The organism is Actinophytocola sp. (genome assembly GCF_036402745.1).
Lineage (GTDB): Bacteria > Actinomycetota > Actinomycetes > Mycobacteriales > Pseudonocardiaceae > Actinophytocola.
Genome location: NZ_DASWSJ010000205.1, coordinates 1 through 25,617, shown reverse-complemented (window position 1 = coordinate 25,617; position 25,617 = coordinate 1). Strand labels below are relative to the sequence as shown.

Here is a 25,617-nt window from a genome sequence, read left to right as displayed (position 1 = left end):
CATGCCGGGCCCGCACCGGTGGTTTAGACCTAGTGGTATAGACCAATGGGGAGAACTCTGGGCTGGCACGGCGCCCCTGTCAAGACAGTTGCGAAAGACGTTGTAAATCGGACCCGAAATCCAGGTGTCGCAAGGGGATTTCTCGGCAAACTCCCACGAGGTGGCTCACCGTTAGGGGAACTTCCCACTTCGGCGGCTGGTGGTTGAACCAAATAGCGGGGTCGCCAGCTGGTCTCGTGGCACGCTCCGGTTGGGTTTTCGCGCGGCGCCGGTCCCTCGCCCATCGCGGCAGCCGGCAAACCGCGAACCCCGACGAAACCCGAACCGCCAACCCCTTGCGCGCGAGCGCGCGATGGCAGCCCCCACCCTCTCCGGGGGCACCCCGATTGGGTCAAGCGTATCGGTGTGGGCCGGCGAATTGGGCCGGGGCGGGCTGGCTGTGGATGGGTCGGGTGGTTGTGGACAACTTGGGGTGCCTGTGGGTGACCACGTGCCGGCCGCGGGCGGGGTCGGGGGCCGGTGAGCTGGGCGGAGACGGCTGAGGGCGTGGTCACGTCCGTACGGCGTGGGGGGTCGTCCGCGGCGGATTAGGGTGGGGGCCGTGAGCACACATTTCAATGTCGTGGTTCTTGGGGCCGGGCCGGGTGGCTACGTCGCCGCGGTGCGGGCGGCGCAGCTGGGGCTCTCGGTCGCCGTCGTCGAGGAGCGGTACTGGGGTGGGGTGTGCCTGAACGTCGGCTGCATCCCGTCCAAGGCGCTGCTGCGCAACGCGGAGCTGGCACACCTGTTCCACACCGAGCAGAAGACCTTCGGCATCACCGTCGACGGTGAGGTCAAGTTCGACTTCGGCGTGGCGCACGCGCGCAGCCGGACCGTGGCCGACGGCCGGGTCAAGGGCGTGCACTACCTGATGAAGAAGAACTCGATCACCGAGTTCACCGGGCGCGGCACGTTCACCGGGCCCAACGCACTCGAGGTCAACGGCGAGACCGTCACGTTCGACAACTGCGTCATCGCCACCGGTGCGTCCGCCAAGCTGCTGCCGGGCACCCAGCTCTCCGAGCGCGTGGTCACCTTCGAGGAGCAGATCCTCACGCCCGAGCTGCCGGGCAGCATCATCATCGCCGGCGCGGGGGCCATCGGCGTCGAGTTCGCCTACGTGCTCGCCAACTACGGCGTCGACGTCACGATCGTCGAGTTCCTCGACCGGCTCGTCCCGCTCGAGGACGCCGAGGTCTCCAAGGAGCTGGCCCGCCACTACCGCAAGCTCGGCGTCACCGTCATGACCTCCACCCGGGTCGAGTCGATCGACGACTCCGGCGACCAGGTCACCGTCGAGGTCTCCGCGAACGGCGAGCGCAAGACGCTCAAGGCCGACAAGGTCCTGCAGGCCATCGGCTTCGCGCCCAACATCGAGGGCTACGGGCTCGCCGCGACCGGCGTGCGGACCACCGAGCGCGGCGCCATCGACATCGACGGCCTGTGCCGCACCAGCGTCGAGCACATCTTCGCGATCGGCGACGTCACCGCCAAGCTCATGCTCGCGCACAACGCCGAGGCCATGGGCATCATCGCCGCGGAGACCATCGGCGGCGCGGAGACCATGGAGCTCGACTACCGCATGATCCCGCGCGCCACCTACTGCCAGCCGCAGATCGCGAGCTTCGGCTACACCGAGGAGCAGGCCCGCGAGGCCGGTTTCGACGTCCAGGTCGCCAAGTTCCCGTTCACCGCCAACGGCAAGTCCCACGGCCTCGGCGACACCCGCGGCTTCGTGAAGCTGCTCTCCGACGCCACGTACGGCGAGCTGCTCGGCGGCCACCTGATCGGCCCGGACGTCACCGAGCTGCTGCCCGAGCTGACTCTCGCCCAGCAGTGGGACCTGACCGTCCACGAGATGGCCCGCAACGTCCACGCCCACCCGACCCTGGGCGAGGCCGTGAAGGAAGCCATCCACGGCCTGGCCGGCCACATGATCAACCTCTGACGCCGACGGACCTGTCCTGGCCCGCCGCGACGGGCCAGGACAGGCGTCCGGGGCGCCGCCGGCCGCGGCGTTTCTGAGGTTCCGCACAACACCGGTACGAGCTCCGGCCGACGTGCGCGCAGGTTCCGGCTACTCGGTGCGGAGGACCGGGCGTAGCGCGTCCAGTACGCCCGGGTCCTCGATGGTCGACGGGACCGGCTCGTCGCGGCCGTCGGCTATGCCGCGCATCGTCTTGCGGAGGATCTTGCCCGAGCGGGTCTTCGGCAGACCGTCCACAACGGACACGTCGCGGAAGGCCGCCACCGGGCCGATCTCCTTGCGCACGGCGGCGACCAGCTCCTCGCGCAGCGTCTCCGCCGAAATGGTCACGCCCGCCTTCAGCACCACGAACCCGCGCGGCAGCTGGCCCTTCAGCGAGTCCCGCACGCCGATCACCGCGCACTCGGCCACCGCAGGATGGGCGGCCAGCACCGCCTCCATCGAGCCGGTCGACAGCCGGTGGCCGGCCACGTTGATCACGTCGTCGGTGCGGCCCATGACATAGACGTAGCCGTCCTCGTCGATGTAGCCGCCGTCGCCGGTGAGGTAGTAGCCGGGGTAGCGGGACAGGTACGACTCGACATACCGCTCGTCATCGCCCCACAGGGTCGGCAGGGTGCCGGGCGGCAGCGGCAGCTTGATCGCGATCGCGCCCTCCTCGCCGCGGGGCAGTTCCTCCCCGGAGACGTCGAGGACCCGCACGTCGTAGCCCGGCACCGGCACGCTCGGCGAGCCCGCCTTGATCGGCAGGTCGTCCAGGCCACGCGGGTTCGCGCAGATCGGCCAGCCGGTCTCGGTCTGCCACCAGTGGTCGACGACAGGGACGCCGAGCTTCGCACCCGCCCAGTGGTAGGTCTCCGGGTCGAGCCGCTCGCCGGCGAGGAACAGCGTCCGGAACCCCGACAGGTCGTACTTGGCGAGCTCGGCCGCGTCCGGGTCGACCCGCTTGATCGCGCGGAACGCGGTCGGCGCGGTGAACAGCGCCTTCGCCCCGTGCTCGGCGATCACCCGCCAGAACGCGCCCGCGTCGGGCGTGCCGACCGGCTTGCCCTCGTACAGCACGGTGGTGGCGCCCGCGATCAGCGGCGCGTAGACGATGTAGGAGTGGCCGACGACCCACCCGACGTCCGACGCGGTCCAGAACACCTCGCCGGGGTGGATGTCGTAGATGTTGGGCAGCGACCAGGCCAGCGCCACCGCGTGCCCGCCGTTGTCGCGTACCACGCCCTTGGGCTTGCCGGTGGTGCCGGAGGTGTAGAGCACGTAGAGCGGGTCGGTGGCCGCGACCGGCACGCAGTCGGCCGGCTCCGCGGTGGCCATCGCCTTGTCCCAGTCGACGTCCCGGTCGCCGAGCGTCGCCGGGGCCTGCTCGCGCTGCAGCACGACGACCGCGTCCGGCTGGTGCGTGGTCATCCCCAGCGCCTCGTCGATGATCGGCTTGTACTCGACGACCCGGGCCGGCTCGATCCCGCACGACGCGGCGACGATGACCTTCGGCGTGGCGTCGTCGACCCGCGTGGCGAGCTCGCGCGGCGCGAACCCGCCGAACACGACCGAGTGCACCGCACCCAGCCGCGCGCAGGCGAGCATCGCGACGACCGCGCGCGGCACCATCGGCATGTAGACGATCACCCGGTCGCCCTTGCCGACGCCGAGCCCGGCGAGCACCCCGGCGAACCGGGCGACCTCGTCGCGCAGCTCGCGGTAGGTGAACGACGCCTTGGTGCCGGTGACCGGCGAGTCGTAGATCAGCGCCGGCTGGTCCGCGCGGCCGCCGTCGACGTGCCGGTCCAGCGCGTTGTGGCAGGTGTTGAGCTCGCCGTCCGGGAACCACCGGTACAGCGGCGCGGCGCTGTCGTCGAGCGCCTTGGTCGGGGGCTTGGTCCAGTCCAGGGCGGCGGCCGCCGCCAGCCAGAACCGTTCCGGGTCCTCGAGGCTCTGCCGGTACGCGTCGTCGTAGGCACCCATGAACGGAACCTAGCCCACGCAACCGTGCCCGCGCACCATCGTGATGCGGCCGGCAACCACGCGAGCGATGGCAACTCAACGATGATCGCGAACGTCTCCCTGCCGGGACCACCCGTCGGTGTACGACGTACACAAACGGGAATCCCGGCAAGGTGGCGGATGTCGTCCGCTCCGGGTCACAGCTCGACATAGGGTGGATCCGAACCGGCGTCGGTCTGGTCTCATGGACAGCGGGAGGAGGGCGGGGCCTGGTGAACTTCCTGATCAACCTCGGCAGCTCGCTGCTGTCCTTCGCGCACGGCATCTTCGGGCCCGGCTTCTGCCCTGGTGACTGGGTGTGGGCCACGATCGCGGCCGGTGCGCTCATCGGGCTCCTGCCGGTACTCGGCGCGCTGCTGGTCGCGTTGGTGCGCAAGGGAACCGGCAACACCTACAACGCGGCCACGATCTCGGTCTTCGCGGTGAGCGGCGGGTTCTTCGTCTTGCTGATGCCGCTGCTGTTCTCGGTCGGCGCGTCGCAGGTGTTCAACAACGTGCGCACCGGCGGCCCGAGCGGGCTCACCGCCGCCGAGGTGAGCTCGGTCCAGCAGTCCTACTGCCCGTGGGTCGGGCGCCAGGACGTGTTCCTCGCCGGCCGGTCGAACGTGTACGAGGTGCTGTTCCACCCGTTCGAGAGCGCGCCGACGCTGCTGCTGCGGATCCTGTTGCTGGTCATCCTGCCGGGCGTGGGCCTGCTGTTCGTGTGGCTGCAGGCGCGGGCCGCGATGCGCCGCGGGCCGAAGTGGCCGGGCCGGCTGCTGTGGCTGCCGTACGTGGCGATGGTGCTGCTCACCGCGCCGGTGTCGGCCAACGTGGCGGGCGCGCTGTGGATCGGCTTCGTGCCGATGAGCGTGCTCGGCATGATCCCGGTGCTGATCGTCGGGCCGCCCAGCTGGTCGGTGATCGAGCGGTCGCACCAGAAGCCCCCGCCGCCGCAGCGCCAGCCGCCGCCCTACCAGCCGCCGCCGCAGCTGCCGCCGTACCAGCCGCCGCCACAGCAGCAGCCCGCGCGGATGCCGCCGCCCGCCCGGGCCGCGGGGCCGCGCGAGCCCGAGCCGGACCGCGCGGCGCTCGCCAAGCTGGCCGCGGACCCCGGCCCGCTGCCGTTCGCGGCGGCCGGGCCGCCGAGGGCGCCGACCGGGCTGTGGCAGAACAGCGGCGGCCGGTTCCAGAAGCTCAAGCCGCTCGGGCAGGGCGGGTTCGGCACGGTGTGGCTGGCGAAGGACACCCAGCTCGACCGGACGGTGGCGGTGAAGCTCGCGCACGCGCCGGACGCCGAGACCGAGGCGCGGATGCTGCGTGAGGCGCGGGCGCTCGCGGCGGTGCACCACCCGAACTGCGTGCGCGTGTACGACATCGTCTCCGACTCCGACGGGCTCGGGATCGTGATGGAGTACATCGAGGGTGAGCAGCTCGCCGACACCGTGCACGAGCGCGGCGTGCTCAGCGACGTCCAGGCCGCGCGGCTGTGGGTGACGATGGCCGGCGCGCTCACCGCGGCCCACGGCAAGGGCGTGCTGCACCGCGACGTCAAGCCGGCGAACGTGATCATCGATCCCGACGGCCTCGCGCATCTCATCGACTTCGGCATCGCCCGCTCGAAGGGCGACTCGACCCTCACCGCCGCGGGGATGATGGTCGGCACGCCCGACTTCCTGGCCCCGGAGACGGCGAGCGGCGCCCCCGCCACGCCGGCGAGCGACGCCTGGCAACTGGCGGCGACGGTGAGCTTCGCGCTGGCCGGCAACCCACCCCGAGGCGTCCGCGACAACGCGATGGCCGCGCTCATGGCGGCGGCGCGGTCGGAGCCGCTGACCCAGCTGCCCCGGCGCAGCTCGCACCTGAGGCTGCTGACGGCGTCGTTGGACACGGACCCGGGCCGCCGCCCGACGCTGGCGGCCGTCACCCGCGAGATGAGCGCCTGGCTGGCCCGCGCGGGCCAGGCCGAGGAAGGCCCGGTAACCAAGATCGTCCACGGCACCCGCCCCCTCCGCTGACGCGAAGCGAGCCGAGAAGGACCCGGCCCACGAACCCGGACGCGGTGACGAGGTCAGGCGCGGCGGGCGGCGAGTACCGCGTCGTAGAGCTGTTTGCGGCTCGTCCCCGCCGCGGCGGCGACCTCGCTCGCCGCGTCCTTCAGGCGGGCTCCGGCGGCGACCAGGGCGTCGACCCGGTCGACCAGGGTGACCAGGTCCGGGGCCTCGCCCGGTTCGGCGCCCGCGAGCACCACGGTGATCTCGCCGCGGACACCGTCCGCGGCCCATGCGGCCAGCTCGGCCAGGCCGCCGCGGCGGATCTCCTCGTACGGCTTGGTCAGCTCGCGGCACACGGCCGCGCGCCGGTCCGCGCCGAGGAGCTCGGCGGCGAGCGTGAGGGTCGCGGCGATGCGGTGCGGCGACTCGAAGAACACCGCCGTGCGCGGTTCGCGCGCGAGCGCGGCGAAGAACCGGCGGCGCTCGCCGTCCTTGCGGGGTGCGAAGCCCTCGAAGCAGAACCGCTCGCACGGCAGGCCGGACAACGCCAGCGCGGTGGTCACCGCCGACGGGCCCGGCAGGCACGTGATCGGCAGGCCGGCCTCGACGCAGGCGGCGACCAGCCGGAAGCCGGGGTCGGACACGCTCGGCATGCCGGCGTCGGTGACCAGCACAACCGTCTGGCCCTGCTCGATCGCGCCGACGAGACCCGGGAGGCGCGCGGTCTCGACGGCGTCGTAGAAGCTGACGACCCGGCCGGCGGGAGTGACCCCGAGCGCGGCGGCGAGCGAGCGCAGCCTGCGGGTGTCCTCGGCGGCGATCACGTCGGCGGTGCCGAGCGCCTCGACCAGGCGCGGCGACGCGTCCCGGGAGTCGCCGAGCGGGGTGGCGGCCAGAACCAGCCGGCCGTGAGTGTCCAGCGGAGCCATTGGCCCAAGTGAACACTCACGGCCGCCCGCGCCGGCAACCAGGCCCCTGCCGACGGGCACCAGATCCACTCGCCCCAGGATAGTCGGAACCGACCGTGTGCACCTGGCGAGTTGGTGATCCCGACGCGGAGCGCACAGCGCGCCGCCTACGATCCATGCCCGTGAGCCTTCTCGTCACCCGGCCGTCGGAGTCGCCCACCACGGCGGCCACCGGCCGGCCGATGTCGGAGGCCGAGCTCGCCGAGCTGCACCTGATCGGCAAGCCGATGCCGACCGACCGGTTGCGCGGCTGGCTGGTCGCCGGCTTCCTGGCGCTGCTCGGCGGCTTCATCCGGCTGCAGAACCTGGGTTTCCCCACCGACAAGGGCGCCCCCGTCTTCGACGAGAAGCACTACGTGCCGCAGGCGTGGGAGATGCTGCGCAACGGCGGCTACGAAGACAACCCCGCCTACGAGCTCACCGTGCACCCGCCGCTGGGCAAGCAGCTGATCGCGGTCAGCGAGTGGCTGTTCGGCTACAACGCCTGGGGCTGGCGGTTCAGCGCGGCGCTCGCCGGGACGCTGATGATCCTGCTCGTCGTGCGGATCGCGCGGCGGCTCACCCGCTCGACGCTGCTCGGCGGGATCGCCGGCGTGCTGCTGATCTGCGACGGCGTGTCGCACGTGCAGAGCCGGATGGGGATGCTGGACGTCTTCCTGGCGTTCTTCGTCCTGCTGGCGTTCGGCTGCGTGCTGCTCGACCGCGACCAGGTGCGGTCGCGGCTCGCGGCGACCGTGCGCGAGGGGTGGACCGACGAGTCCCGGTTCGGCCCGCGGCTTGGGTTCCGCTGGTGGCGGTTCGCGGCCGGCGTGTCGCTGGGGCTCGCGTGCGGGTCGAAGTGGTCGGGCGTGTTCTTCATCGCCGCGTTCGGCCTGATGACGGTCATCTGGGACGCGACCGCGCGGCGGGCGGCGGGGGTGTCCTCGCCGTGGAAGGGCACGCTGGTCCGCGACGTCCTGCCGGCACTCTGGGCGCTGCTGCTGGTGCCGCTGCTGGTGTACCTGGCGACGTGGTGGGGTTGGTTCGCGAGCGAGACCGCGGTCGACCGGCACCTGGCGGAGCAGGCGGCGCACCACGGCTGGTACGACTTCGTGCCGACGGCGCTGCGTTCGCTGTGGCAGTACTCGGGCAACGTGCTGGACTTCCACGAGCACCTGGTGACCCCCGCGAAGGACCAGCACCCGTGGGAGTCCAAGCCGTGGACGTGGCCGATGGGCCTGCGCCCGATGCTCTACTACTACGACGGCGGCACCATCACCTGCGGTGCGGACCGCTGCGTCTCGGCGACGATGCTCGTCGGCACGCCCGCGCTGTGGTGGCTGTCGCTGCCGATGCTGGGCTGGGGCCTGTGGCGGATGATCGGCCGGCTGGACTGGCGCTACGCGGCCGTCGTCGTCGCGTACCTGGCCGGCCTGCTGCCGTGGTTCACCAACCTGGACCGCCAGATGTACTTCTTCTACGCCACCCCGATGGCCGCCTTCCTGGTGCTGGGCCTGGTCCTGGTGCTGGGCCAGATCCTCGGCGGCGCGCACGAGGGGTACGAGCGGCGGGGCACCGGTCTGCTCGTCGTGTCCCTGTACGTGGGCGCGGTGGTGGCCAACTTCGTGTGGCTGTGGCCGATCCTGAACGGCGACTCGATCACCGACGGGCACTGGCAGGCCGAGCTCTGGCTCCCCAGCTGGCGCTGACCCCCCGGCCGCGCTTGACCTGGAGCGCGCTCGAAGGTGTTGCCTGGAAGGTGACACGGAGGGAGACGTGAATGCACAAGCGCATGCTGGGTGGGCTGGAAGTCTCGGCGCTCGGGCTCGGCTGCATGGGGATGTCCGAGGTCTACGGGCCGGCCGACGACACCGAGTCGATCGGCGTGATCCACCGCGCGATCGAGATCGGCGTGAGCTTCCTGGACACGGCCGACGTCTACGGCCAGGGCCACAACGAGGAGCTGGTCGGCCGCGCCATCGCGGACCGGCGCGACCAGGTGGTGCTCGCGACCAAGTTCGGCATCCGCCGGGTGGTCTTCGGAGGCGTGGTCGAGGTGGACGGGAGCCCGGAGTACGTCCGGGCCGCGATCGACCGGTCGCTGGCCCGGCTCGGGGTCGACACGATCGACCTCTACTACCTGCACCGGCGTGACCCGGCGGTGCCGATCGAGGACACCGTCGGCGCGATGGCCGAGTTGGTCGCCGCCGGCAAGGTCCGTCACCTCGGCCTGTCCGAGGTCAGCGCGGACACGCTGCGCAAGGCGCACGCGGTGCACCCGATCACCGCGCTGCAGTCGGAGTTCTCGCTGTTCAACCGGGACCTGGCCGGTTCGGTGCTGCCCGTGGCCCAGGAGCTGGGCATCGGCGTCGTGCCGTACTCGCCGGTGGGCCGCGGCCTGCTGACCGGCGACCTCGACACGATGCGCAACCTGCCGGACGACGACTTCCGGCGCGGCCTGCCCCAGTTCCAGGGCGAGAACCTGAGCCGCAACATCGCGCTGGCCGAACGGGTGCACGGGCTGGCGAAGACCCTCGGCGTGACCCCGGTGCAGGTGGCGCTCGCGTGGCTGCTCGCGCAGGACGAGCACATCGTGCCGATCCCGGGCACCAAGCGGGTGCGGTACCTGGAGGAGAACGCGGGCGCCGCGGCCGTGACGCTGACCGCCGACCAGCTGGCGGAGATCACCTCGGCGGTGCCGACGGGCGCGGTGTCGGGCGACCGCTACACCCCGGAAGGCCTGGCCGCCGTCAACCGCTGACGACGGTGGAGGCCCCCGGGGCCGGGGGCCTCCACCGGGTCAGGCGTTCTCGCGCTGGAACGTGCGGGCACCCCACCAGACGGCCAGCACGGTGATGACGAACAGCACGACGCTGCCCGTGAGCAGCCCGTCGACGGTGTAGTCACCGCGGAACGAGGCCCGCTCGGCGTCCATGATGTGCGCGAACGGGTTGATCCGGGACAGCACGTAGAGCCAGTTCGGCGCCAGCTGGGTCGTGATCGGCACCAGGATGCCGGTGAGCAGCAGCAGCGGCACCGACACGCTGGTGAGCACCGCCGGGAACGCCTCCTCGCTGCGCAGCAGCAGGGCGATCGCGTAGGAGCACGACGACAGCGTGACCCCGAGCAGCGCCACCATCACCAGGCACAGCAGGATCCCGCCGATCGGCGCCCGCATGCCGAACGCCAGGTAGGCCAGCAGCACCAGCAACAACGCCTGGACGATCAGCTGCACCATGTCGTGCAGCACCCGCCCGAGCAGCAGCGCGAGGCGGCTCACCGGGGTGACCCGCATCCGCTCCACCACGCCGGTCCGTAAGTCCGCGAGCAGCGAGAAGCCCGCGAACATGCTGCCGAACAGGCCCAGCTGGACCAGCAGGCCCGGGGTGAGGATCTGCCATGCGTCGCCCGGCGGGAAGCCGGGTGTCGAGGAGACGATCTTCTCCATCAGCGGCCCGAACAGCACCAGGTACAGCACCGGCTGCATGATCCCGATCATCACCCACGCGGGGTTGCGCAGCGAGATCGCCATGTGCCGGCGGAACACCAGCCAGATGTCACGCAACACCGGATGCCTCCTTGGTCTCGGTCTCGGTCGGCGCGTCCTCGGCGTCGCGCAGCGAGCGCCCGGTGAGCGTGAGGAACACGTCGTCCAGCGACGGCCGCTGCACCTGGATCGACGTCATCGCGATGTCTTTCCCGTCGAGCGCCCGCAGCAGCTCCGGCAGTGCGGTGTCCCCGCGCGGCACCCGGAACCGCACCGTGTTGTCCACAATGGACACCTCGTGCGCGCCGGGCAGCCTGCCGGCGATCTCGGCCGCGTCGGTGGCCGAGCCCGGGGGGACCTCGACCATGACGCCGTCGCCGGAGACCCGGGACTTGAGCTCGTTCGGGGTGCCCTCGGCGACGATCCGGCCGTTGTCGATGACGAGGATCCGGTCGCACAGCGAGTCGGCCTCGTCGAGGTAGTGGGTGGTGAGGAAGACGGTGACGCCGTGCTCGTCGCGCAGCGAGCGGATGTGCTCCCACAGGTTCGCCCGGCTCTGCGGGTCGAGCCCGGTGGTGGGCTCGTCGAGGAAGACGAGGCCGGGGGAGTGGATGAGCCCGAGCGCGATGTCGAGCCGGCGCTTCTGCCCGCCGGACAGCGTCTTGACCAGGCGCTGCTCGAGCCCGTCGATGTCGAGCTGGGCGGTGAGCTCCGCGCCGCGACGGACCGCGTCGGCCTTGGACAGGTCGTAGAACTGGCCCTGGATCTCGATCTCCTCGATGACCCGGCACTCGGGCGCGGTGCCGCCGCCCTGGGCGACGTAGCCGATCTTCTTGCGCACGCCGAGCGGGTCGGCGAGCAGGTCGCAGCCGCCGACCGTGGCGCTGCCGGCCGTGGGACGCAGCAGCGTGGTGAGCATGCGCAGCGTGGTGGTCTTGCCGGCGCCGTTGGGGCCGAGGAAGCCGACGAGCTCCCCGGCCGAGACGTCGAGGTCGACCCCGCGAACGGCCTCGACGGAACGGCCCCGGGACCGGAAGGTCCGGGCGAGGCCGCGTGCTTCGATCATGGTGTCCCCCTTGGGTGTTTCACGTTTGAGCAGTGGATAGCATGCGGCACCGACAACCCGTAGTCAAATTTGACTAGCCGGCCGCGCTCCGGGCTGCCCGAACGCCCCGGGCGCGTCGTCGGCCATCACGTACTCGCCCGCCTCCAGCCGGGAGACCAGGTCCCGGGTCCAGCGCAGCACCGCGTCGAGGCTGGTGTCCCACAACCGGTACAGCTCGTTGACGTGCGGCGGGTGGCCCCAGTCGACGCCGTGCTCCAGGACGCTCGACACCGTGGTGCGGGTGCCCTCCATCTGGTTGATCCGGTGCCGCAGCAACGAGATCGCCCGCGCCCGCGGCAGCGCGGTGAGGAAGGTGACGGCCGCGGCGAGTGCATAGCCGGCCTGCGTGCTGTCGTCGTACTCGGACAGGCTCTTGGCCAGCAGCACCTGGAACTCGGTCTCGCCGTCGGGGGTCAGCTGGTAGGCCGTGCGGTCCGGGCCCCGCCCCTCCTCGCCGGCATCGACCTCCTCCAGGAGCTTCTCCCGCGCCATCTTCTTCAGCGCGTGGTAGATCGAGCCGGGTGCGGCGTTGCCCCACTTGTCCGCCGACCAGGTCAGCAGCTCCCGCCGCACCTGATAGCCGTGTGCCTGGCCGTACATCCGCACGACCCCCAGCACCAGCAGCCGTGTGGCCGACACAAGCCCTCCCGTGTTGCGTAACCCGTTCGAAGTCCACGGGTGCTCCTCCGTAGGCTAATTCGCCATGAGCAACCCCGTGCTGACCGCGGTGGCCTGGCCCTATGCCAACGGCCCCCGCCACATCGGTCATGTGTCCGGATTCGGTGTCCCCTCGGACGTCTTCTCCCGGTACATGCGGATGGCCGGGCGCAAGGTGCTCATGGTCTCCGGCACCGACGAGCACGGCACGCCGATCCTCGTCCAGGCCGACGCCGAGGGCGCCACCCCGCGCGAGACGGCGGACAAGTACACCCGCCAGATCGCCGGCGACCTCGCGGGCCTCGGCCTGTCCTACGACCTGTTCACCCGGACCACCACCGGCAACCATTACAAGGTCACCCAGGACCTGTTCCTCGGCCTGTGGAAGAACGGCTACGTCATCCCCAAGACGCAGCTCGGCGCCATCAGCCCGTCCACCGGCCGCACGCTGCCCGACCGCTACATCGAGGGCACCTGCCCGATCTGCGGCTACGACAGTGCGCGCGGCGACCAGTGCGACAACTGCGGCAACCAGCTCGACCCGGCCGACCTGAAGAACCCGCGCTCGAAGATCAACGGCGAGACGCCGGTGTTCGTCGAGACCGAGCACCTGTTCCTCGACCTGCCCTCGTTCGCGGGCGCGCTCGGCGAGTACCTGGCCAGCCGGGCCGACTGGCGGCCGAACGTGCTCAAGTTCAGCCAGAACCTGCTCGACGACCTGCGCCCGCGGGCCATCACCCGCGACCTCGACTGGGGTGTGCCGATCCCGCTCGACGGCTGGCGGGACATGCCGATGAAGCGGTTCTACGTGTGGTTCGACGCCGTGATCGGCTACCTGTCGGCCAGCGTCGAGTGGGCGCGCCGGTCCGGCGACGACGACGCGTGGCAAGAGTTCTGGACCAACCCCGACGCCCAGAGCTACTACTTCATGGGCAAGGACAACATCGTCTTCCACTCGCTGATCTGGCCGTCGCTGCTGCTCGGCCACAACGGCGCGGGCGACAAGGGCGGCGAGCCGGGCCCGTTCGGCACGCTGAACCTGCCGACCGAGGTCGTCTCGAGCGAGTTCCTGAAGATGAGCGGGGCCAAGTTCTCCACCTCGCGCGGCACGGTCATCTACGTCGAGGACTTCCTGCGCGAGTTCGGCCCGGACGCCCTGCGCTACTTCATCTCGGTGGGCGGCCCGGAGACCCAGGACGTGGACTTCACGTGGGAGGAGTTCGTCCGCCGGATCAACTTCGAGCTGGCCAACGAGTGGGGCAACCTGGTCAACCGGTCGATCTCGATGGCACACAAGAACGTCGGCGCGATTCCCCGCCCGACCGCGCCGACGGCCGCCGACGAGGAGCTCAAGGCGTTGTCCCGGGCCGCGTTCGGGGTGGTCGGCGACAACCTGCGGCGGTCGCGGTTCAAGCAGGCGGTCGGCGAGGCGATGCGGGTGGTCGGCGCGGCCAACAAGTACATCTCCGACCAGGAGCCGTGGAAGCGCAAGGACGACCCGGAGCGGCGCGACACCATCCTGCACACGGCGCTGCAGGTCGTGCAGGACGCCAACACGCTGCTCACGCCGTTCCTGCCGCACGCGGCGCAGAAGGTGCACGAGGCGCTCGGCGGCACCGGCGTGTGGGCGGCCCAGCCGGAGCTGCGGGAGGTCGAGGACCTCGACGTGGCCGGCCGGATCAATCCGATCCTCACCGGTGACTACGCCGCCGAGCAGGCGCGCTGGGAGTCGACGCCGATCGAGGTGGGCCGGCCGCTGCACAAGCCCACCCCGCTGTTCGCGAAGCTCGAACCGAAGCTCGGCGAGACCGGCCCGGAGTGGGCGCCGATCGGCGCGTGAGCGAGAGCGAAGGAGCGTGCGCCGGCCGGACCGAGGAGCGCGGCGCAGGTCGCTCGGCGACCGAGCAGCGACGAGGGAAGACTGCGCGTAGCGGATGAGCGAAGCGAACCACAAAGCACTGCTGCCGTTGCCGGCGCGGCTCCCCGTGCCGATCGTCGACGCGCACACCCACCTGGATGCCTGTGGGGCCAAGGACGCGGCCGACGTGACGGCGATGGTGGACCGGGCGGCGTCGGTGGGTGTCATGCGGGTCGTCACGGTCGCCGACGACCTCGCGGCCGCCCGGTGGGCCGCCGCGGCCGCCACGTGGGACGAGCGGGTCTTCGCGGCGGTCGCGGTGCACCCGACCCGCACGGCGGCGTTCTCGGCCGCGGACCGCGCCGTCATCGAGGAGCTGGCCGCGCGGCCGCGCGTGGTGGCCGTCGGCGAGACCGGGCTCGACTACTACTGGGACTATTCGCCGCCGCAGGCCCAGCAGGAGGCGTTCCGCTGGCACATCGACCTCGCCAAGCGGGTCGGCAAGCCGCTGATGATCCACGACCGGGACGCGCACGAGGACATCTACCGGATCCTGGACGAGGAAGGCGCGCCCGAGAAGGTGGTGTTCCACTGCTTCTCCGGTGACGCCGACTTCGCCCGCCGCTGTGTCGAGCGGGGGTACGTCCTGTCGTTCGCCGGAACCGTGACTTTTCGCAATGCGAAGGCACTTCGTGAGGCCGCGCGGGCCGTTCCCGTTTACCAGTTGCTGGTGGAGACCGACGCGCCGTTCCTCACCCCGCATCCCTTCCGGGGCCGGCCCAATGAGCCATATGGCGCCGCGTACACGATCGTGGACCTTGCGCAGCTCAGAGGGGTGGATGTCGCGGAGCTAAGTGCAGCCGTAACGACCAACGCGGAGCGAATCTTCGAACTTTCGGGTGACACTGAGAGTGATTTCGGGGGTCACGAGTCGTGATCGTTGCGACGAACGGGGGTCGCTTTCTGCGCCATTCGTGGAGTGACCGACGTCACGACACTCGTCCAGGTGTTTGCGCAACCTGCCCGGCACCGTTACTGTCCCGTGACCGTAGCCCGGGACGGCGCGGTTCCGGGAAGCCCGCAGTCAGGCCAGTGCACGTCGGGGCCGGCCGTTCGTCGAAACGGCCAAGGGATGGTCGCTGGCTACGGGAAGTCGTAACGGAACGAAAGCGCGTACGCCGCGCAGTAGATGGGCTCGGCTACGGCCTTCTGGAGGTATCGACCCTGTGAGCGGAAACAGATCCGGCGGTTACGGCGGTTCTAACAGCGGCTTCGCCGACACCGACTGGTTCACCCCGGTCGGGGCTCCGTCCGCGGCGGCCACCGCAACCGCGGTCCTGGACCCGGACTTCCGCGCCTGGCGCTCGGAGTTTCCCGACTTCTACGACCAGGGTGACACCGCGTACGGGCAGCTGACCACCGCGGATCTCGACGGGTACTCCGGCTCGCTCGCCATCACCCCGTCGGACGTGCGCACCGCGCTCGGCCCGCAGGCCGACGACCTGATGGCCGAGGCCAACCTCGACGTCGACGAGCTGATCAGGCTCATCAACGCCGAGACCACGGTCCTCCCGATCATCCCGGACGAGCTGTCCGGTGCGCGGGTCCTGGCGCTGCCGCCCGAGGAGGAGCCGCCACCCGGGCTCGTCACCGGCATCAAGCGCTGGAAGAAGACGGTCCTCAAGGCCACCATCGCCTCGATCCTGGTGTCGCTGATCGGCGGCGGCGCCGCGGCGATCGCGATGAACAAGTCGGTCACCGTCGACATCGACGGCCAGGCCCACCAGGTCAACACCTACGCCGACACGGTCGGCGAGGTGCTCGCCAACGAGGGCATGTCCGTCGGCTCGCACGACGCGCTGAGCCCGTCGCCCGCCGCGAGCATCAACGACGGCGGCAAGATCGTCCTGCAGCGCGGGCGCCAGCTGCACCTGACCATCGACGGCGAGCAGCGTGAGTTCTGGGTCCGCGCCACCACCGTCGAGGACGCGCTCAAGCAGATCAACCTGTCCGCGCAGGGCGCCTGGGTGTCCGAGGACATGGGCAAGGACGTGCCGCTCAACGGCATGGCGCTCGAGATCAAGACCCAGAAGGCGATCACCCTCTTCGACGGCGGCAACGCCCCGAAGGCGATGCGGACCACCGCGGTGACCGTCCAGGAGCTGCTCAAGGAGCTCAAGCTCGGGCTCGGCCCGAACGACACGGTTGCCCCGGGCGGCAACCTCAAGATCACCGATGGTGCCGAGGTGCGGATCACCCGCAACGGCGTCACCGTGGTCAACAAGACCGAGAAGGTCGAGCCGCCGGTCCAGGAGGTCGAGGACCCCAACGCCGAGAAGGGCACCGAGGTCGTCCTCGACCCGGGCGCCGCCGGCGAGCGGATCGCGACGTACCGGATCACGATCAAGAACGGCAGGGAGACCGCCCGGGTCGAGATCGGCTCGAAGGTCACCAAGCAGCCGAAGCCGAAGGTCGTCCGGATCGGCACCAAGCAGCCCCCGCAGCCGATCATCTCCGACGGCGCGGTGTGGGACCAGCTGGCCCAGTGCGAGGCGGGCGGCAACTGGGCCATCAACACCGGCAACGGCTACTACGGTGGTCTCCAGTTCAACAAGAGCACCTGGGAAGCCAACGGCGGTGGCCAGTACGCGGCCTACCCCAACGAGGCCAGCCGCGAACAGCAGATCGCGATAGCCACGAAGGTCCGCGACAACCGCGGCGGCTACGGCGCGTGGCCGGCGTGCTCCCGGCAGCTCGGCCTGCCCCAGTAGTTCTTCCACAACCGGTCCCGGACTTCGCCTCAGCCGAGTCCGGGGCCGGTTGCTGTCCGGCCTTGTCTGGAGCGCCGGTCGCGATCGCGGGACACGTCCGGGCAAGCCGTTGGACAAGCGCCATCGCCCGGCTGCGGGAAGCGGGCGCTACCGAGCACAGCGCCAACTCGGCGCCAACTCTGCCGCTCGCGACCGAGCCGGCGCCCGGCTCGGCCAAGCAGCGAACCGAGCCGGGCGCTTGCCGAAGGGCCGCCCGCCCGAGTTATCCACAACCCGCCGACTTGTCCACAAGTCGATCTTGCCGCCCCTCAAGACCAGCCTCCACCGATAGACTGGCCTTGAGGGGTGCCCCCGGAGCGGGTGGGGGCTGCGTTTCCCACGTTCTGCACGCGCGCGAGGGTTTTCCTGGCCGGGGTGAGTGGGTGATCGCCGTCTGGGGCGGCGGCTCTACGCTCGTCGGGTGACGGGCGACGGGAACCAGGCGGAGAGCGCGCTGCTCGGCCCCGCCGACGTGCGGCGGCTCGCGGCCGATCTCGACCTCCGGCCCACCAAGAAGCTCGGCCAGAACTTCGTGCACGACCCCAACACCGTGCGCCGCATCGTCGTCGCCGCCGGGATCACCGCCGAGGACGTCGTCGTCGAGGTCGGGCCCGGGCTCGGCTCGCTCACCCTCGCGCTGCTGCCCGCCTGCCGCGCGGTCCACGCCGTCGAGATCGACCCGGTACTCGCCCAGCGCCTCCCGCGCACGGTCGCCGAGCGGGCCCCCGCGCTCGCCGACCGCCTGCACGTCATCGAGGACGACGCCGTCCGGGTCGCCGCCGACCGGTTCACCGAGCCGCCGACCGCGCTCGTCGCCAACCTCCCCTACAACGTCTCCGTGCCGGTGGTGCTGCACCTGCTCGCCGAGCTGCCGACCCTGCGCCGCGCGCTGGTGATGGTCCAGGCCGAGGTCGCCGACCGGATCGCCGCCGGCCCGGGCTCGCGGACCTACGGCGTGCCGAGCGTCAAGGTCGCCTGGTACGCCGACGCCCGCCGGGTCGCGACCGTGCCGCGCACGGTGTTCTGGCCGGTGCCCAACGTCGACTCCGCGCTGGTCCTGCTGACCCGCCGCGAGCCGCCCGCCGGAGCGAAGCACGACGTGTTCCGGCTGGTCGACGCGGCCTTCGCGCAGCGCCGCAAGACGCTCCGCGCGGCTCTCGCCGGCTGGGCCGGGTCGCCTGGCCGGGCGGGGGAGCTGCTCACCGCGGCGGGGGTCGACCCGAGCACGCGGGGCGAGCAGCTCACGGTGGGCGACTACTCCCGGATCGCCGCTGCCGCGCTGCGCTGACGCCGCCGCCGCGCTGCGCTGACGTTGCGCCGTCAGTGTGATTTGGCAGATAAAGAACTCAATCTGGCAGCAAGAGAGTTGCACTTCACCGGGGCCGTCGGTTCTACTGAACAGGTATTCCATCCCGAGCGGCTGAGAGACCTGGCTCCGAGACGCCGCAGCAACCACCCATCGCGGGCAGGTGCTACCGCCAGGATCGATGGAGGAGTGAGAGCGATGGTCATGCTCACTACCAGGCGGGTCATTGATCAGTGCCGGCGCACTGTCACGGGCTGTCGTCGCATGTGCTCAGCAAGCTGATTCGAGCCATTCGACCTTTCTGACATCCCCGGCCCTTCCACGGGCCCATTCGCAGACACCGCTCGTACGAGTGGTCTGCGCGCCTGGACTGGAGCACATCGTGATCACCCTGGAGAACCTGAGCAAGACCTTCCGAAGTACGTCCGGGTCCGTCGTGGCCCTCGACGACGTGACGCTCGACGTCCCGGCCGGCGTCATCGCCGGCGTCGTCGGCCCCGCGGGCGCCGGGAAGTCCACCCTCGCCCGCGTGCTGTCCCTGCGCGAGCGCCCGGACAGCGGCATCTTCCGCCTCGACGGGCTCAACACCGGTGCCCTCGACGAGCGCACCATGCGCATCGCGCGGTCCCGGATCGGCGTGGTCCCCTCGGGCGAGTCGCTGCTCGGCCAGCGCACCGCGGCCGGCAACGTCGCGCTGCCGCTGGAGCAGGCCGGCATGGACGGCCCGCAGCGCCGCGAGCGCGTCGGCAAGGTCCTGGACCTGATCGGCCTGACCGACAAGGCCGCCAGCTACCCCGCCGACCTCTCCGCGGGCCAGCGCCAGCGGATCGCCGTCGCGCGGGCGCTCGTCGGCGACCCGGCCGTCGTGCTGGCCGACGACCCGACCGCGAACCTCGACGAGGACGGCGCCGCAGGCGTACTCGCCGTCCTCGACCGCGCCCGCGCCGAGCTGGGCGCGACGGTGCTCGTCGCCACCCAGGACACGAGCGTCGTGCGCCGCATCGCCGACGACGTGGCCGTGCTCGAGCACGGGCGGCTGCTGGAGAGCGGCCGGTTGCTCGACCTGGTGCGGAACCCGGACAGCGTGGTGGCGCGGGCCGTGTTGCCGGCCATCGACCCCGGCGCGCGGGTCGACTACCCGGGCGTGGCGGACATCGTCCTGGTCGGCTTCGCGGCGATCGGCGCCCTGCTGCCCGAGGCCGCGAGCCGCTTCGGCACGGACATCGCGGTGATCGGCGGCGGCGTGACGCGGATCGGCGAGACCCCGGTGGCCCGCTTCCGCCTGGGCCTGTCGGGCGACCGGACCGCGTCGGCCCTGGCGTGGCTGGAGGAGCGCGGCGGCTCGGTGCGCCAGCTGGCCCGCGGCCCGCACAGCGTGGCGGCCTGACGTTCGGCGGTGGCCGCCCCGCGCACCTGCCGGCGGCGGCCACCCTCGGGACACGTCGACGAGCTGCTGACGGAGCCCACCTCCGCGCCAGCGACCTGACCGCCGACAGCCCCACCTGACCGACGTCGACAACACGCGCGCACGCGCGGGCAGAACTCGCCTAGGGAAGCCCCCGCCCTCTCCGGGGGCACCCCTCATGGTCAGTCTATCGGTGGGGGCGGGCGGAAAGGGTGGGCGAGGGTCAGCTGTGGACAACTCCACCCAGTGTGGATAACTCGCGCGTCAGCCGGGCCAAACCATGCCTGACCTGCGGGCGCTTGCCGCGGCCCGAGGCGGGCGACACGGCGTGGCCGGCTCCGACGGTGCCCGTAGGCTGAAGGAGTGCTCGCTGTCGTCCCCCGCCCGGTGACCGTCCGGGTGCCGTCCAAGGTGAACCTGCACCTCGCGGTCGGCGCGGTGCGCAAGGACGGATTTCACGAGCTGACCACCGTCTTCCAGTCGCTGTCCCTCACCGACGAGGTCACGGTCGCCATCGCCGACGAGCCCGGGGTCGACGTGCAGGGCGAGGGCGCCGCCGCGGTGCCCACCGGCGGCGCCAACCTCGCCTGGCGCGCGGTCGAGGCGCTCGCCCGGCACGTCGGCAAGGGCGCCGAGGAGCCCAAGGTCAAGGTCCTCATCCGCAAGAACATCCCCGTCTCCGGCGGCATGGCCGGCGGCAGCGCCGACGCCGCCGCCACCCTCGTCGGCCTCGCCAACCTGTGGAGGCTCGACATGGGCCGCGACGACCTCGCCACGGTCGCCGCCGGGCTCGGCAGCGACATCCCGTTCATGCTCCACGGCGGCACCGCGCTCGGCACCGGCCGCGGCGAGCAGATCGTCCCCGTGCTCTCCCGGCACACCTTCCACTGGGTCCTCGCCTTCGCCCGCGGCGGCCTCGCCACCCCCAAGGTCTACGGCGAGCTCGACCGGCTGCGCGTCACCGGCGAGCCACCCCGCGTCGGCGAGGTCGAGCCGGTCCTCGAGGCCCTCGCGTCCGGCGACCCGCGCCAGCTCGCGCTCCTGCTCGGCAACGACCTCCAGGCCGCCGCCGTCTCCCTGCGCCCCGGCCTGCGCCGCACGCTGCGCGCCGGGGTCGACGCGGGCGCGCTCGCCGGCACCGTCTCCGGGTCCGGACCCACCTGCGCGTTCCTCTGCGCCAGCGCCGAGGACGCGGTCCAGGTCGCCGCCGAGCTCTCCGGCGCCGGCGTCTGCCGCACGGTCCGCGTCGTGCACGGCCCGGTCCCCGGCGCCCGCGTGGTCGGCGGCGACGAGCCCCGCCCGGTCCCACCCCAGGTACACGCCTGACCCTGCGCGCCCGGCCGGACACCGCGCCCGGGTACCGTTGAGCCGTCATGGTCAACCTGGTCAACCTCGAGTCCGTCAGCAAGAGCTACGGCATGCGCCCCCTGCTGGACGCCGTCTCACTCGGGGTCGGGGCCGGCGACCGCATCGGCGTCGTCGGGCTCAACGGCGGCGGCAAGACCACGCTGCTCGAGGTGCTGGCCGGCCTCGAGCCGCCCAGCGGCGGGCGGGTCAGCCGGGCCCGCGACCTGCGCCAGGCCGTCGTCACCCAGCGCACCGAGCTGCCCGAAGGCTCTACCGTGCGCCACGCCGTCCTCGACCCGCTCGGCATCACCGCCGAGCACGAGTGGGCCGCCGACCCGCGCGCCCGCGCCATCCTCGGCGGCCTCGGCATCACCGCGCTCGGCGTCGACAGCCCGGTCGCCACGATGTCCGGGGGCGAGCGCCGCCGGGTCGCGCTGGCCGCCGCGCTCGTGCAGGAGCTGGACCTGCTGATCCTCGACGAGCCCACCAACCACCTCGACGTCGAGGGCGTCCGCTGGCTCGCCGAGCACCTGCTCGCCCGCGGCACCGCGCTCGTCGTCGTCACCCACGACCGCTGGTTCCTCGACACCGTCGCCACCAACACCTGGGAAGTCGTCGGCGGCCGCGTCGAGCAGTACGAGGGCGGCTACGCCGACTGGGTGTACGCCCGCGCCGAGCGGGCCCGGCTCGCCGCGACGCTCGAGGAGAAGCGGCAGAACCTCGCCCGCAAGGAGCTCGCCTGGCTGCGCCGCGGCCCGCCCGCGCGCACGTCCAAGCCGCGCTACCGGATCGAGGCGGCCGAGGCGCTGATCTCCGACGTGCCGCCGCCGCGTGACTCGGTCGAGCTGCTCGCGTTCGCCAAGCGCCGGCTCGGCCGCACCGTGCTGGAGCTGGAGGACGTCAGCGTCTCGCTCGGCGACCGGACCATGGTCGACCGGCTCACCTGGCGCATCGGGCCGGGCGACCGGATCGGGCTCGTCGGCGTCAACGGCTCGGGCAAGACCACGGTGCTCCGGCTGCTCGCCGGCGACCTGGAACCCGGGCGGGGCAAGCGGATCCAGGGCCAGACCGTGCGGCTGGCCTACCTCAGCCAGGAGCTGCACGACCTGCCCGGCACGCAGCGGGTCCTGGAGGCCGTCGAGGAGATCGCGCGGCGGGTCACGCTCGGCAAGCAGGAGCTGTCCGCGTCGCAGCTGGCCGAGCGGTTCGGCTTCCCGGCCCAGCGCCAGTGGACCCCGGTGGCCGACCTGTCCGGCGGCGAGCGGCGGCGGCTGCAGATCGCGCGCCTGCTGATGGCCGAGCCGAACGTGCTGCTGCTCGACGAGCCGACGAACGACCTCGACATCGACACCCTGCAGCAGCTGGAGGACCTGCTCGACGGCTGGCCCGGCACGCTCGTGGTGGTCTCGCACGACCGGTACCTGGTGGAGCGCGTCTGCGATGCGGTGTACGCGCTGCTCGGCGACGGCCAGGTGACGCACCTGCCCGGCGGGATCGACGAGTACCTCGCGCGCCGCGACACGGTCGCCGCACCGTCGGCCAAGCGGGCCGAGACCGTGTCGAACGCGGCCGAGCAGCGGGCGGCGCGCAAGGAGCTGGCCCGGCTCGAGCGCCGGCTGGACACGTTGACGACGCGTGAGACGTCGCTGCACGCCGCGCTCGCCGAGGCCGCCACCGACGCCGAGCGGTTGCTCGAGCTCGACGCGGAGCTGCGGGCGGTGGTGGCCGAGAAGTCAACTGTCGAGCAACGTTGGCTGGACATAGCGGACCTCGCCGAATAGGCCCCTTTACGCTTTAGCCATGAGTCGTTTCGTCGACAAGCTGATCGACACCGCCAACGAGGGCGGCAAGCTGCGCGGGGTCACCACGGGCGAGCCGAAGGAGGCCGTGCGGACCACCTGGGCGCAGGTGCACGAGCAAGCCCGCGCGATGGCCGGGGCGCTGGTGGCCAGGGGCATGGCCCGGCACGACGCGGTGGCCGTGCTCGCGGCCGAGCCGGCGGCGATCGGCCCCGCGGTGCAGGCGGTGTGGCTCGCCGGTGGCAGCGTGACGATGCTGCACCAGCCGACCCCGCGGTCGGACCTCGGTATGTGGGCCGAGGACACCGTGCGGGTGCTGAACATGATCAGCTCGAAGCTGGTGCTGCTGGGCGCGCCGTTCGACCCGCTGGCGCCGGTGCTCGACCAGCACGGGATCGGCTACGTGCTGCTCACCGACCTCGCCGGCGGCACGCCGCTCGCCGACGTGGTCGAGGTCGACGAGGCGGCGCCCGCGCTGCTGCAGCTCACCAGCGGGTCGACGGCCGACCCGAAGGCGGTGCGGATCACCCACGGGAACCTGCTGTCGAACATCACCGACATGGCCGCCGGCGCCCAGCTGGACCCGTCGTCGGACATCATGGTGTCGTGGCTGCCGATGTTCCACGACATGGGGATGGTCGGCTTCTACACCACGCCGATGACGATGGGCATCGAGCTGGTGAAGGTCACGCCCGTCGACTTCCTCACCGGGCCGCTGCTGTGGGCGGAGCTGATCTCCAAGCACCACGGCACGATCACCGCCGCGCCGAACTTCGCCTACGCGCTGCTGGGCCGCCGTCTGTCCGGTGTGGACGATCCCGAGGCTTACGACCTGTCGTCGCTGCGCCTGGCCCTGAACGGCGCCGAGCCGATCGACGAGAAGGCCGTCTCGGCGTTCACCGAGTCCGGCGCGCGGTTCGGCCTGGCGCCCGAGTGCGTGTTCCCGGCGTACGGCATGGCCGAGGGCACGCTCGCCATTTCCTTCCCGCGCCCGTTCACGGGCCTGCGCCTGGACTACATCGACGCCGACGAGCTGGAGTCCGGTCAGCGCGCGGTTCCCGTGTCGCCGTCCGCCCCGCATGTCCGCTCGTTCGCGTTGCTGGGCCGGCCGTTGCCGGGTTTCCAGGCGCGCATCGTCGACCCGGCCGGCGCGGTGCGGGGTGAGCGCGAGGTGGGTGAGATCCAGATCCGCGGCGACGCGGTGACCCCCGGATACCTGACGGTGGACGGCCCCCTGGCCACCCAGGACCCCGACGGCTGGCTCGCGACGGGCGACCTCGGGTACACAGTGGATGGTGAGATCGTCATCTGCGGCCGTGCGAAGGATGTGATCATCTTGGCGGGCCGCAACATCTACCCGACGGACATCGAGCGCGCGGCGTCCACAGTGGAGGGTGTGCGCGCCGGCAACGCGGTCGCCGTCCGCCTCGACGCGGGCACCCGCCGCGAGCGCTTCGCCGTGGTCGTGGAGTCGAAGCTGTCCGGCGACCCGGATGCGGTTCGGGTGCTGCGCAAGGAGATCGGCGCGCGCGTCTTCGAGTCCGTGAACGCCCGCCCGGTGGCGATCGAGGTTCTCGCGCCGGGCACCCTGCCGAAGACCCCGTCGGGCAAGCTGCGCCGCGCCGCGGCGGGCGAGCAGTTGGCCGACCGCCTGAAGGAGTCCTGACGGGCCGGCGGCGGCGTCACAGCTGGCGCCGCCGCAGCTCGTTCACCCAGGCGAGGCGCAACGCCTCGACCGCCCCCGCGTGATACCCCTGCCCGATGAAGAAGGTCCGGCTCAGCTTGAGCCCGGCGATGTCGTCCGCCCCGGGCCCGTCCCCCGGATCGACGACGGCGTCGGCGAGCAGCGTGACGAGGCGTTCCACGTCGCCCGGCCGGTAGCCGCGCTCGCCGGGCGGCGCTGGGGGGAGGGGGAGCGCGAGCAGGTCGCTGTCCCGCCAAGCGTCCTCGAGCTGCTTGGCCAACGGGGCGGCCGCTTGCCCTGACCCACCGCCCGCCGCACCGCTGGGGGCGGCGCCCGGCGCAGGGCCGACCGCAGCGTCCGGCGCAGGGCTGACCGCAGAGCCCGGTGCAGGGCTGACCGCAGAGCCCGGCGCGGGGCTGACCGCAGAGCCCGGTGCAGGGCCGACCGCGGGACTGACCGCAGCGCCGGGCGCACCGCTGGGCGCGCCGGGCGGCGGTCCAGCCAGCTCCGGCGAGACCCGCCCGTTGGCCGCCGGTCCACCCGATGCCGGCGGCTGGGCTTCGGGGGCGTGGTGCGCTGGGACGGGCGCACCAGCCCTGGCGGCCGCCTCCGCGCTCACGTCCGCCGGCCCGGCGACCTGGCCGCCGGCCCAACCTGCCGCGTCGCCACCCTGCGCTGTGCCCGCGGAAGGCCGAATCCCACCCGGCGCCATCGGCGCCTGCTGGGCTGCGGGTGACGCGGCTGTGCCATGCGGCGCCCTGTTCCAGGGTGGGACTTCTTGGCCCGGCGCGATGTGCGGCTGCTGGGTTGCGGGTGAGAGTGCTGTGCTGTGCGGCGCCCGGCTCGCGGGTGGGACTTCTGCGCTCGGCGCCGTGTCTGGCTGCTGGGTTGCGGGTGAGGCGGCTGTGCCCTGCGGCGCCCCGCTCGCGGGCGGCGGGACTTCTTCGCCCGGCGCCATGGGAGTCTGATCCCTCGAGGGCGAGGTCGCCTGCGTCGTGGCGCCGTGCGGCGCTTCGCTTACCGGCGGCGGGATTTCGCCGGGCATCGCCTGGGCCGCCCGCTCCGCCCCAGTTGGCGCGGTCGCAGCGACCTGCGTCGACGTGTCGAGCGGCACCGCGCTCGTCGGCGGCGGGATCTCGCCTGCTGCCATGGGGGCCTGCTGGGCTGCGGGCGAGGTGGCTGAGGTGCCGTGCGGCACGGGAGCGG

The 25,617-nt window shown here is 72.0% G+C and carries 18 protein-coding genes and 1 riboswitch; of the genes, 12 read left to right on the top strand and 6 right to left on the bottom strand.

The genetic code is table 11. From position 1 onward, the window contains the following. Positions 1-601: 601 nt before the first annotated feature. On the top strand, positions 602-1,987 hold the full coding sequence (gene lpdA, locus VGD70_RS19680) for a dihydrolipoyl dehydrogenase (RefSeq protein WP_331083357.1): 1,386 nt from the start codon (positions 602-604) through the stop codon (positions 1,985-1,987). Between the two features lie 129 nt (positions 1,988-2,116). Here lpdA and VGD70_RS19675 read toward each other — a convergent pair whose 3' ends face one another. Further along, entirely contained in the window at positions 2,117-3,994 is a 1,878-nt protein-coding gene (locus tag VGD70_RS19675) for a propionyl-CoA synthetase (protein WP_331083355.1), read from the bottom strand. A gap of 251 nt (positions 3,995-4,245) precedes the next feature. Here VGD70_RS19675 and VGD70_RS19670 point away from each other — a divergent pair, with 251 nt between their 5' ends. Beyond that, positions 4,246-6,030 carry a serine/threonine-protein kinase gene (locus VGD70_RS19670; RefSeq protein WP_331083353.1) on the top strand — a complete coding sequence of 595 codons (1,785 nt, stop codon included), beginning with the start codon at positions 4,246-4,248 and terminating at the stop codon, positions 6,028-6,030. Between the two features lie 53 nt (positions 6,031-6,083). On the opposite strand, the gene rsmI is transcribed toward VGD70_RS19670, so the two are convergent. Then, positions 6,084-6,935: a 16S rRNA (cytidine(1402)-2'-O)-methyltransferase gene (gene rsmI / locus VGD70_RS19665; RefSeq protein ID WP_331083351.1), complete on the bottom strand. Its 852-nt coding sequence runs from the start codon at positions 6,933-6,935 to the stop codon at positions 6,084-6,086. A 161-nt stretch (positions 6,936-7,096) separates the two neighbouring features. Here rsmI and VGD70_RS19660 point away from each other — a divergent pair, with 161 nt between their 5' ends. Together VGD70_RS19660 and VGD70_RS19655 are read left to right on the top strand one after the other, a co-directional pair. Then, positions 7,097-8,662 carry a dolichyl-phosphate-mannose--protein mannosyltransferase gene (locus VGD70_RS19660; RefSeq protein WP_414638001.1) on the top strand — a complete coding sequence of 522 codons (1,566 nt, stop codon included), beginning with the start codon at positions 7,097-7,099 and terminating at the stop codon, positions 8,660-8,662. A gap of 71 nt (positions 8,663-8,733) precedes the next feature. Then, a complete protein-coding gene (locus VGD70_RS19655; protein WP_331083349.1) occupies positions 8,734-9,714 on the top strand; it encodes an aldo/keto reductase in 981 nt (326 codons plus the stop codon). Positions 9,715-9,753: 39 nt separating this feature from the next. On the opposite strand, the gene VGD70_RS19650 is transcribed toward VGD70_RS19655, so the two are convergent. The 3 genes from VGD70_RS19650 to VGD70_RS19640 form a co-directional block, all read right to left on the bottom strand. Continuing rightward, positions 9,754-10,521 (bottom strand): ABC transporter permease, encoded by a 768-nt coding sequence (locus VGD70_RS19650; protein ID WP_331083347.1) that lies wholly within the window; start codon positions 10,519-10,521, stop codon positions 9,754-9,756. Next, the gene (locus VGD70_RS19645) at positions 10,511-11,506 is read right to left on the bottom strand and encodes an ATP-binding cassette domain-containing protein (RefSeq protein WP_331083345.1); all 996 of its coding nucleotides are present in this window, start codon (positions 11,504-11,506) and stop codon (positions 10,511-10,513) included. Before VGD70_RS19645 ends, VGD70_RS19650 begins: the two co-directional genes overlap by 11 nt. A 63-nt stretch (positions 11,507-11,569) precedes the next feature. Further along, a complete protein-coding gene (locus tag VGD70_RS19640) occupies positions 11,570-12,184 on the bottom strand; it encodes a PadR family transcriptional regulator (protein ID WP_331083344.1) in 615 nt (204 codons plus the stop codon). A gap of 64 nt (positions 12,185-12,248) precedes the next feature. On the opposite strand from VGD70_RS19640, the gene metG reads away from it, so the two are divergent. The 8 genes from metG to VGD70_RS19600 all read left to right on the top strand — a co-directional run bounded on the left by metG (position 12,249) and on the right by VGD70_RS19600 (position 24,393). Then, positions 12,249-14,042 carry a methionine--tRNA ligase gene (metG, locus tag VGD70_RS19635; protein WP_331083342.1) on the top strand — a complete coding sequence of 598 codons (1,794 nt, stop codon included), beginning with the start codon at positions 12,249-12,251 and terminating at the stop codon, positions 14,040-14,042. Between the two features lie 94 nt (positions 14,043-14,136). Then, positions 14,137-14,997: a TatD family hydrolase gene (locus VGD70_RS19630; protein ID WP_331083340.1), complete on the top strand. Its 861-nt coding sequence runs from the start codon at positions 14,137-14,139 to the stop codon at positions 14,995-14,997. Positions 14,998-15,286: 289 nt separating this feature from the next. Then, positions 15,287-16,831: a transglycosylase family protein gene (locus VGD70_RS19625; protein WP_331083337.1), complete on the top strand. Its 1,545-nt coding sequence runs from the start codon at positions 15,287-15,289 to the stop codon at positions 16,829-16,831. 460 nt (positions 16,832-17,291) lie between these two features. Further along, complete coding sequence (gene rsmA, locus VGD70_RS19620; RefSeq protein WP_331083335.1) at positions 17,292-18,158, top strand: 16S rRNA (adenine(1518)-N(6)/adenine(1519)-N(6))-dimethyltransferase RsmA; 867 nt, start codon at positions 17,292-17,294, stop codon at positions 18,156-18,158. A 116-nt stretch (positions 18,159-18,274) separates the two neighbouring features. Then, positions 18,275-18,364, top strand: a riboswitch (SAM riboswitch). A 194-nt stretch (positions 18,365-18,558) separates the two neighbouring features. Next, positions 18,559-19,563 (top strand): methionine ABC transporter ATP-binding protein, encoded by a 1,005-nt coding sequence (locus VGD70_RS19615; RefSeq protein ID WP_331083333.1) that lies wholly within the window; start codon positions 18,559-18,561, stop codon positions 19,561-19,563. Between the two features lie 381 nt (positions 19,564-19,944). Then, a complete protein-coding gene (locus tag VGD70_RS19610) occupies positions 19,945-20,907 on the top strand; it encodes a 4-(cytidine 5'-diphospho)-2-C-methyl-D-erythritol kinase (RefSeq protein ID WP_331083331.1) in 963 nt (320 codons plus the stop codon). A 47-nt stretch (positions 20,908-20,954) separates the two neighbouring features. Then, entirely contained in the window at positions 20,955-22,709 is a 1,755-nt protein-coding gene (locus tag VGD70_RS19605; protein WP_331083329.1) for an ABC-F family ATP-binding cassette domain-containing protein, read from the top strand. Between the two features lie 19 nt (positions 22,710-22,728). Beyond that, the gene (locus tag VGD70_RS19600) at positions 22,729-24,393 is read left to right on the top strand and encodes a fatty acyl-AMP ligase (RefSeq protein ID WP_331083327.1); all 1,665 of its coding nucleotides are present in this window, start codon (positions 22,729-22,731) and stop codon (positions 24,391-24,393) included. Between the two features lie 16 nt (positions 24,394-24,409). Here VGD70_RS19600 and VGD70_RS19595 read toward each other — a convergent pair whose 3' ends face one another. Beyond that, the gene (locus tag VGD70_RS19595; protein WP_331083325.1) at positions 24,410-24,691 is read right to left on the bottom strand and encodes a hypothetical protein; all 282 of its coding nucleotides are present in this window, start codon (positions 24,689-24,691) and stop codon (positions 24,410-24,412) included. Positions 24,692-25,617 lie beyond the last annotated feature (926 nt).

Bases quoted from the DNA above. Each gene is read 5' to 3' on its own strand.
- VGD70_RS19655 (WP_331083349.1), top strand. From the start codon at position 8,734: ATGCACAAGCGCATGCTGGGTGGGCTGGAAGTCTCGGCGCTCGGGCTC.
- VGD70_RS19675 (WP_331083355.1), bottom strand. From the start codon at position 3,994: ATGGGTGCCTACGACGACGCGTACCGGCAGAGCCTCGAGGACCCGGAA.
- metG (WP_331083342.1), top strand. From the start codon at position 12,249: ATGAGCAACCCCGTGCTGACCGCGGTGGCCTGGCCCTATGCCAACGGC.
- VGD70_RS19605 (WP_331083329.1), top strand. From the start codon at position 20,955: ATGGTCAACCTGGTCAACCTCGAGTCCGTCAGCAAGAGCTACGGCATG.
- VGD70_RS19630 (WP_331083340.1), top strand. From the start codon at position 14,137: ATGAGCGAAGCGAACCACAAAGCACTGCTGCCGTTGCCGGCGCGGCTC.
- rsmI (WP_331083351.1), bottom strand. From the start codon at position 6,935: ATGGCTCCGCTGGACACTCACGGCCGGCTGGTTCTGGCCGCCACCCCG.
- VGD70_RS19645 (WP_331083345.1), bottom strand. From the start codon at position 11,506: ATGATCGAAGCACGCGGCCTCGCCCGGACCTTCCGGTCCCGGGGCCGT.
- VGD70_RS19600 (WP_331083327.1), top strand. From the start codon at position 22,729: ATGAGTCGTTTCGTCGACAAGCTGATCGACACCGCCAACGAGGGCGGC.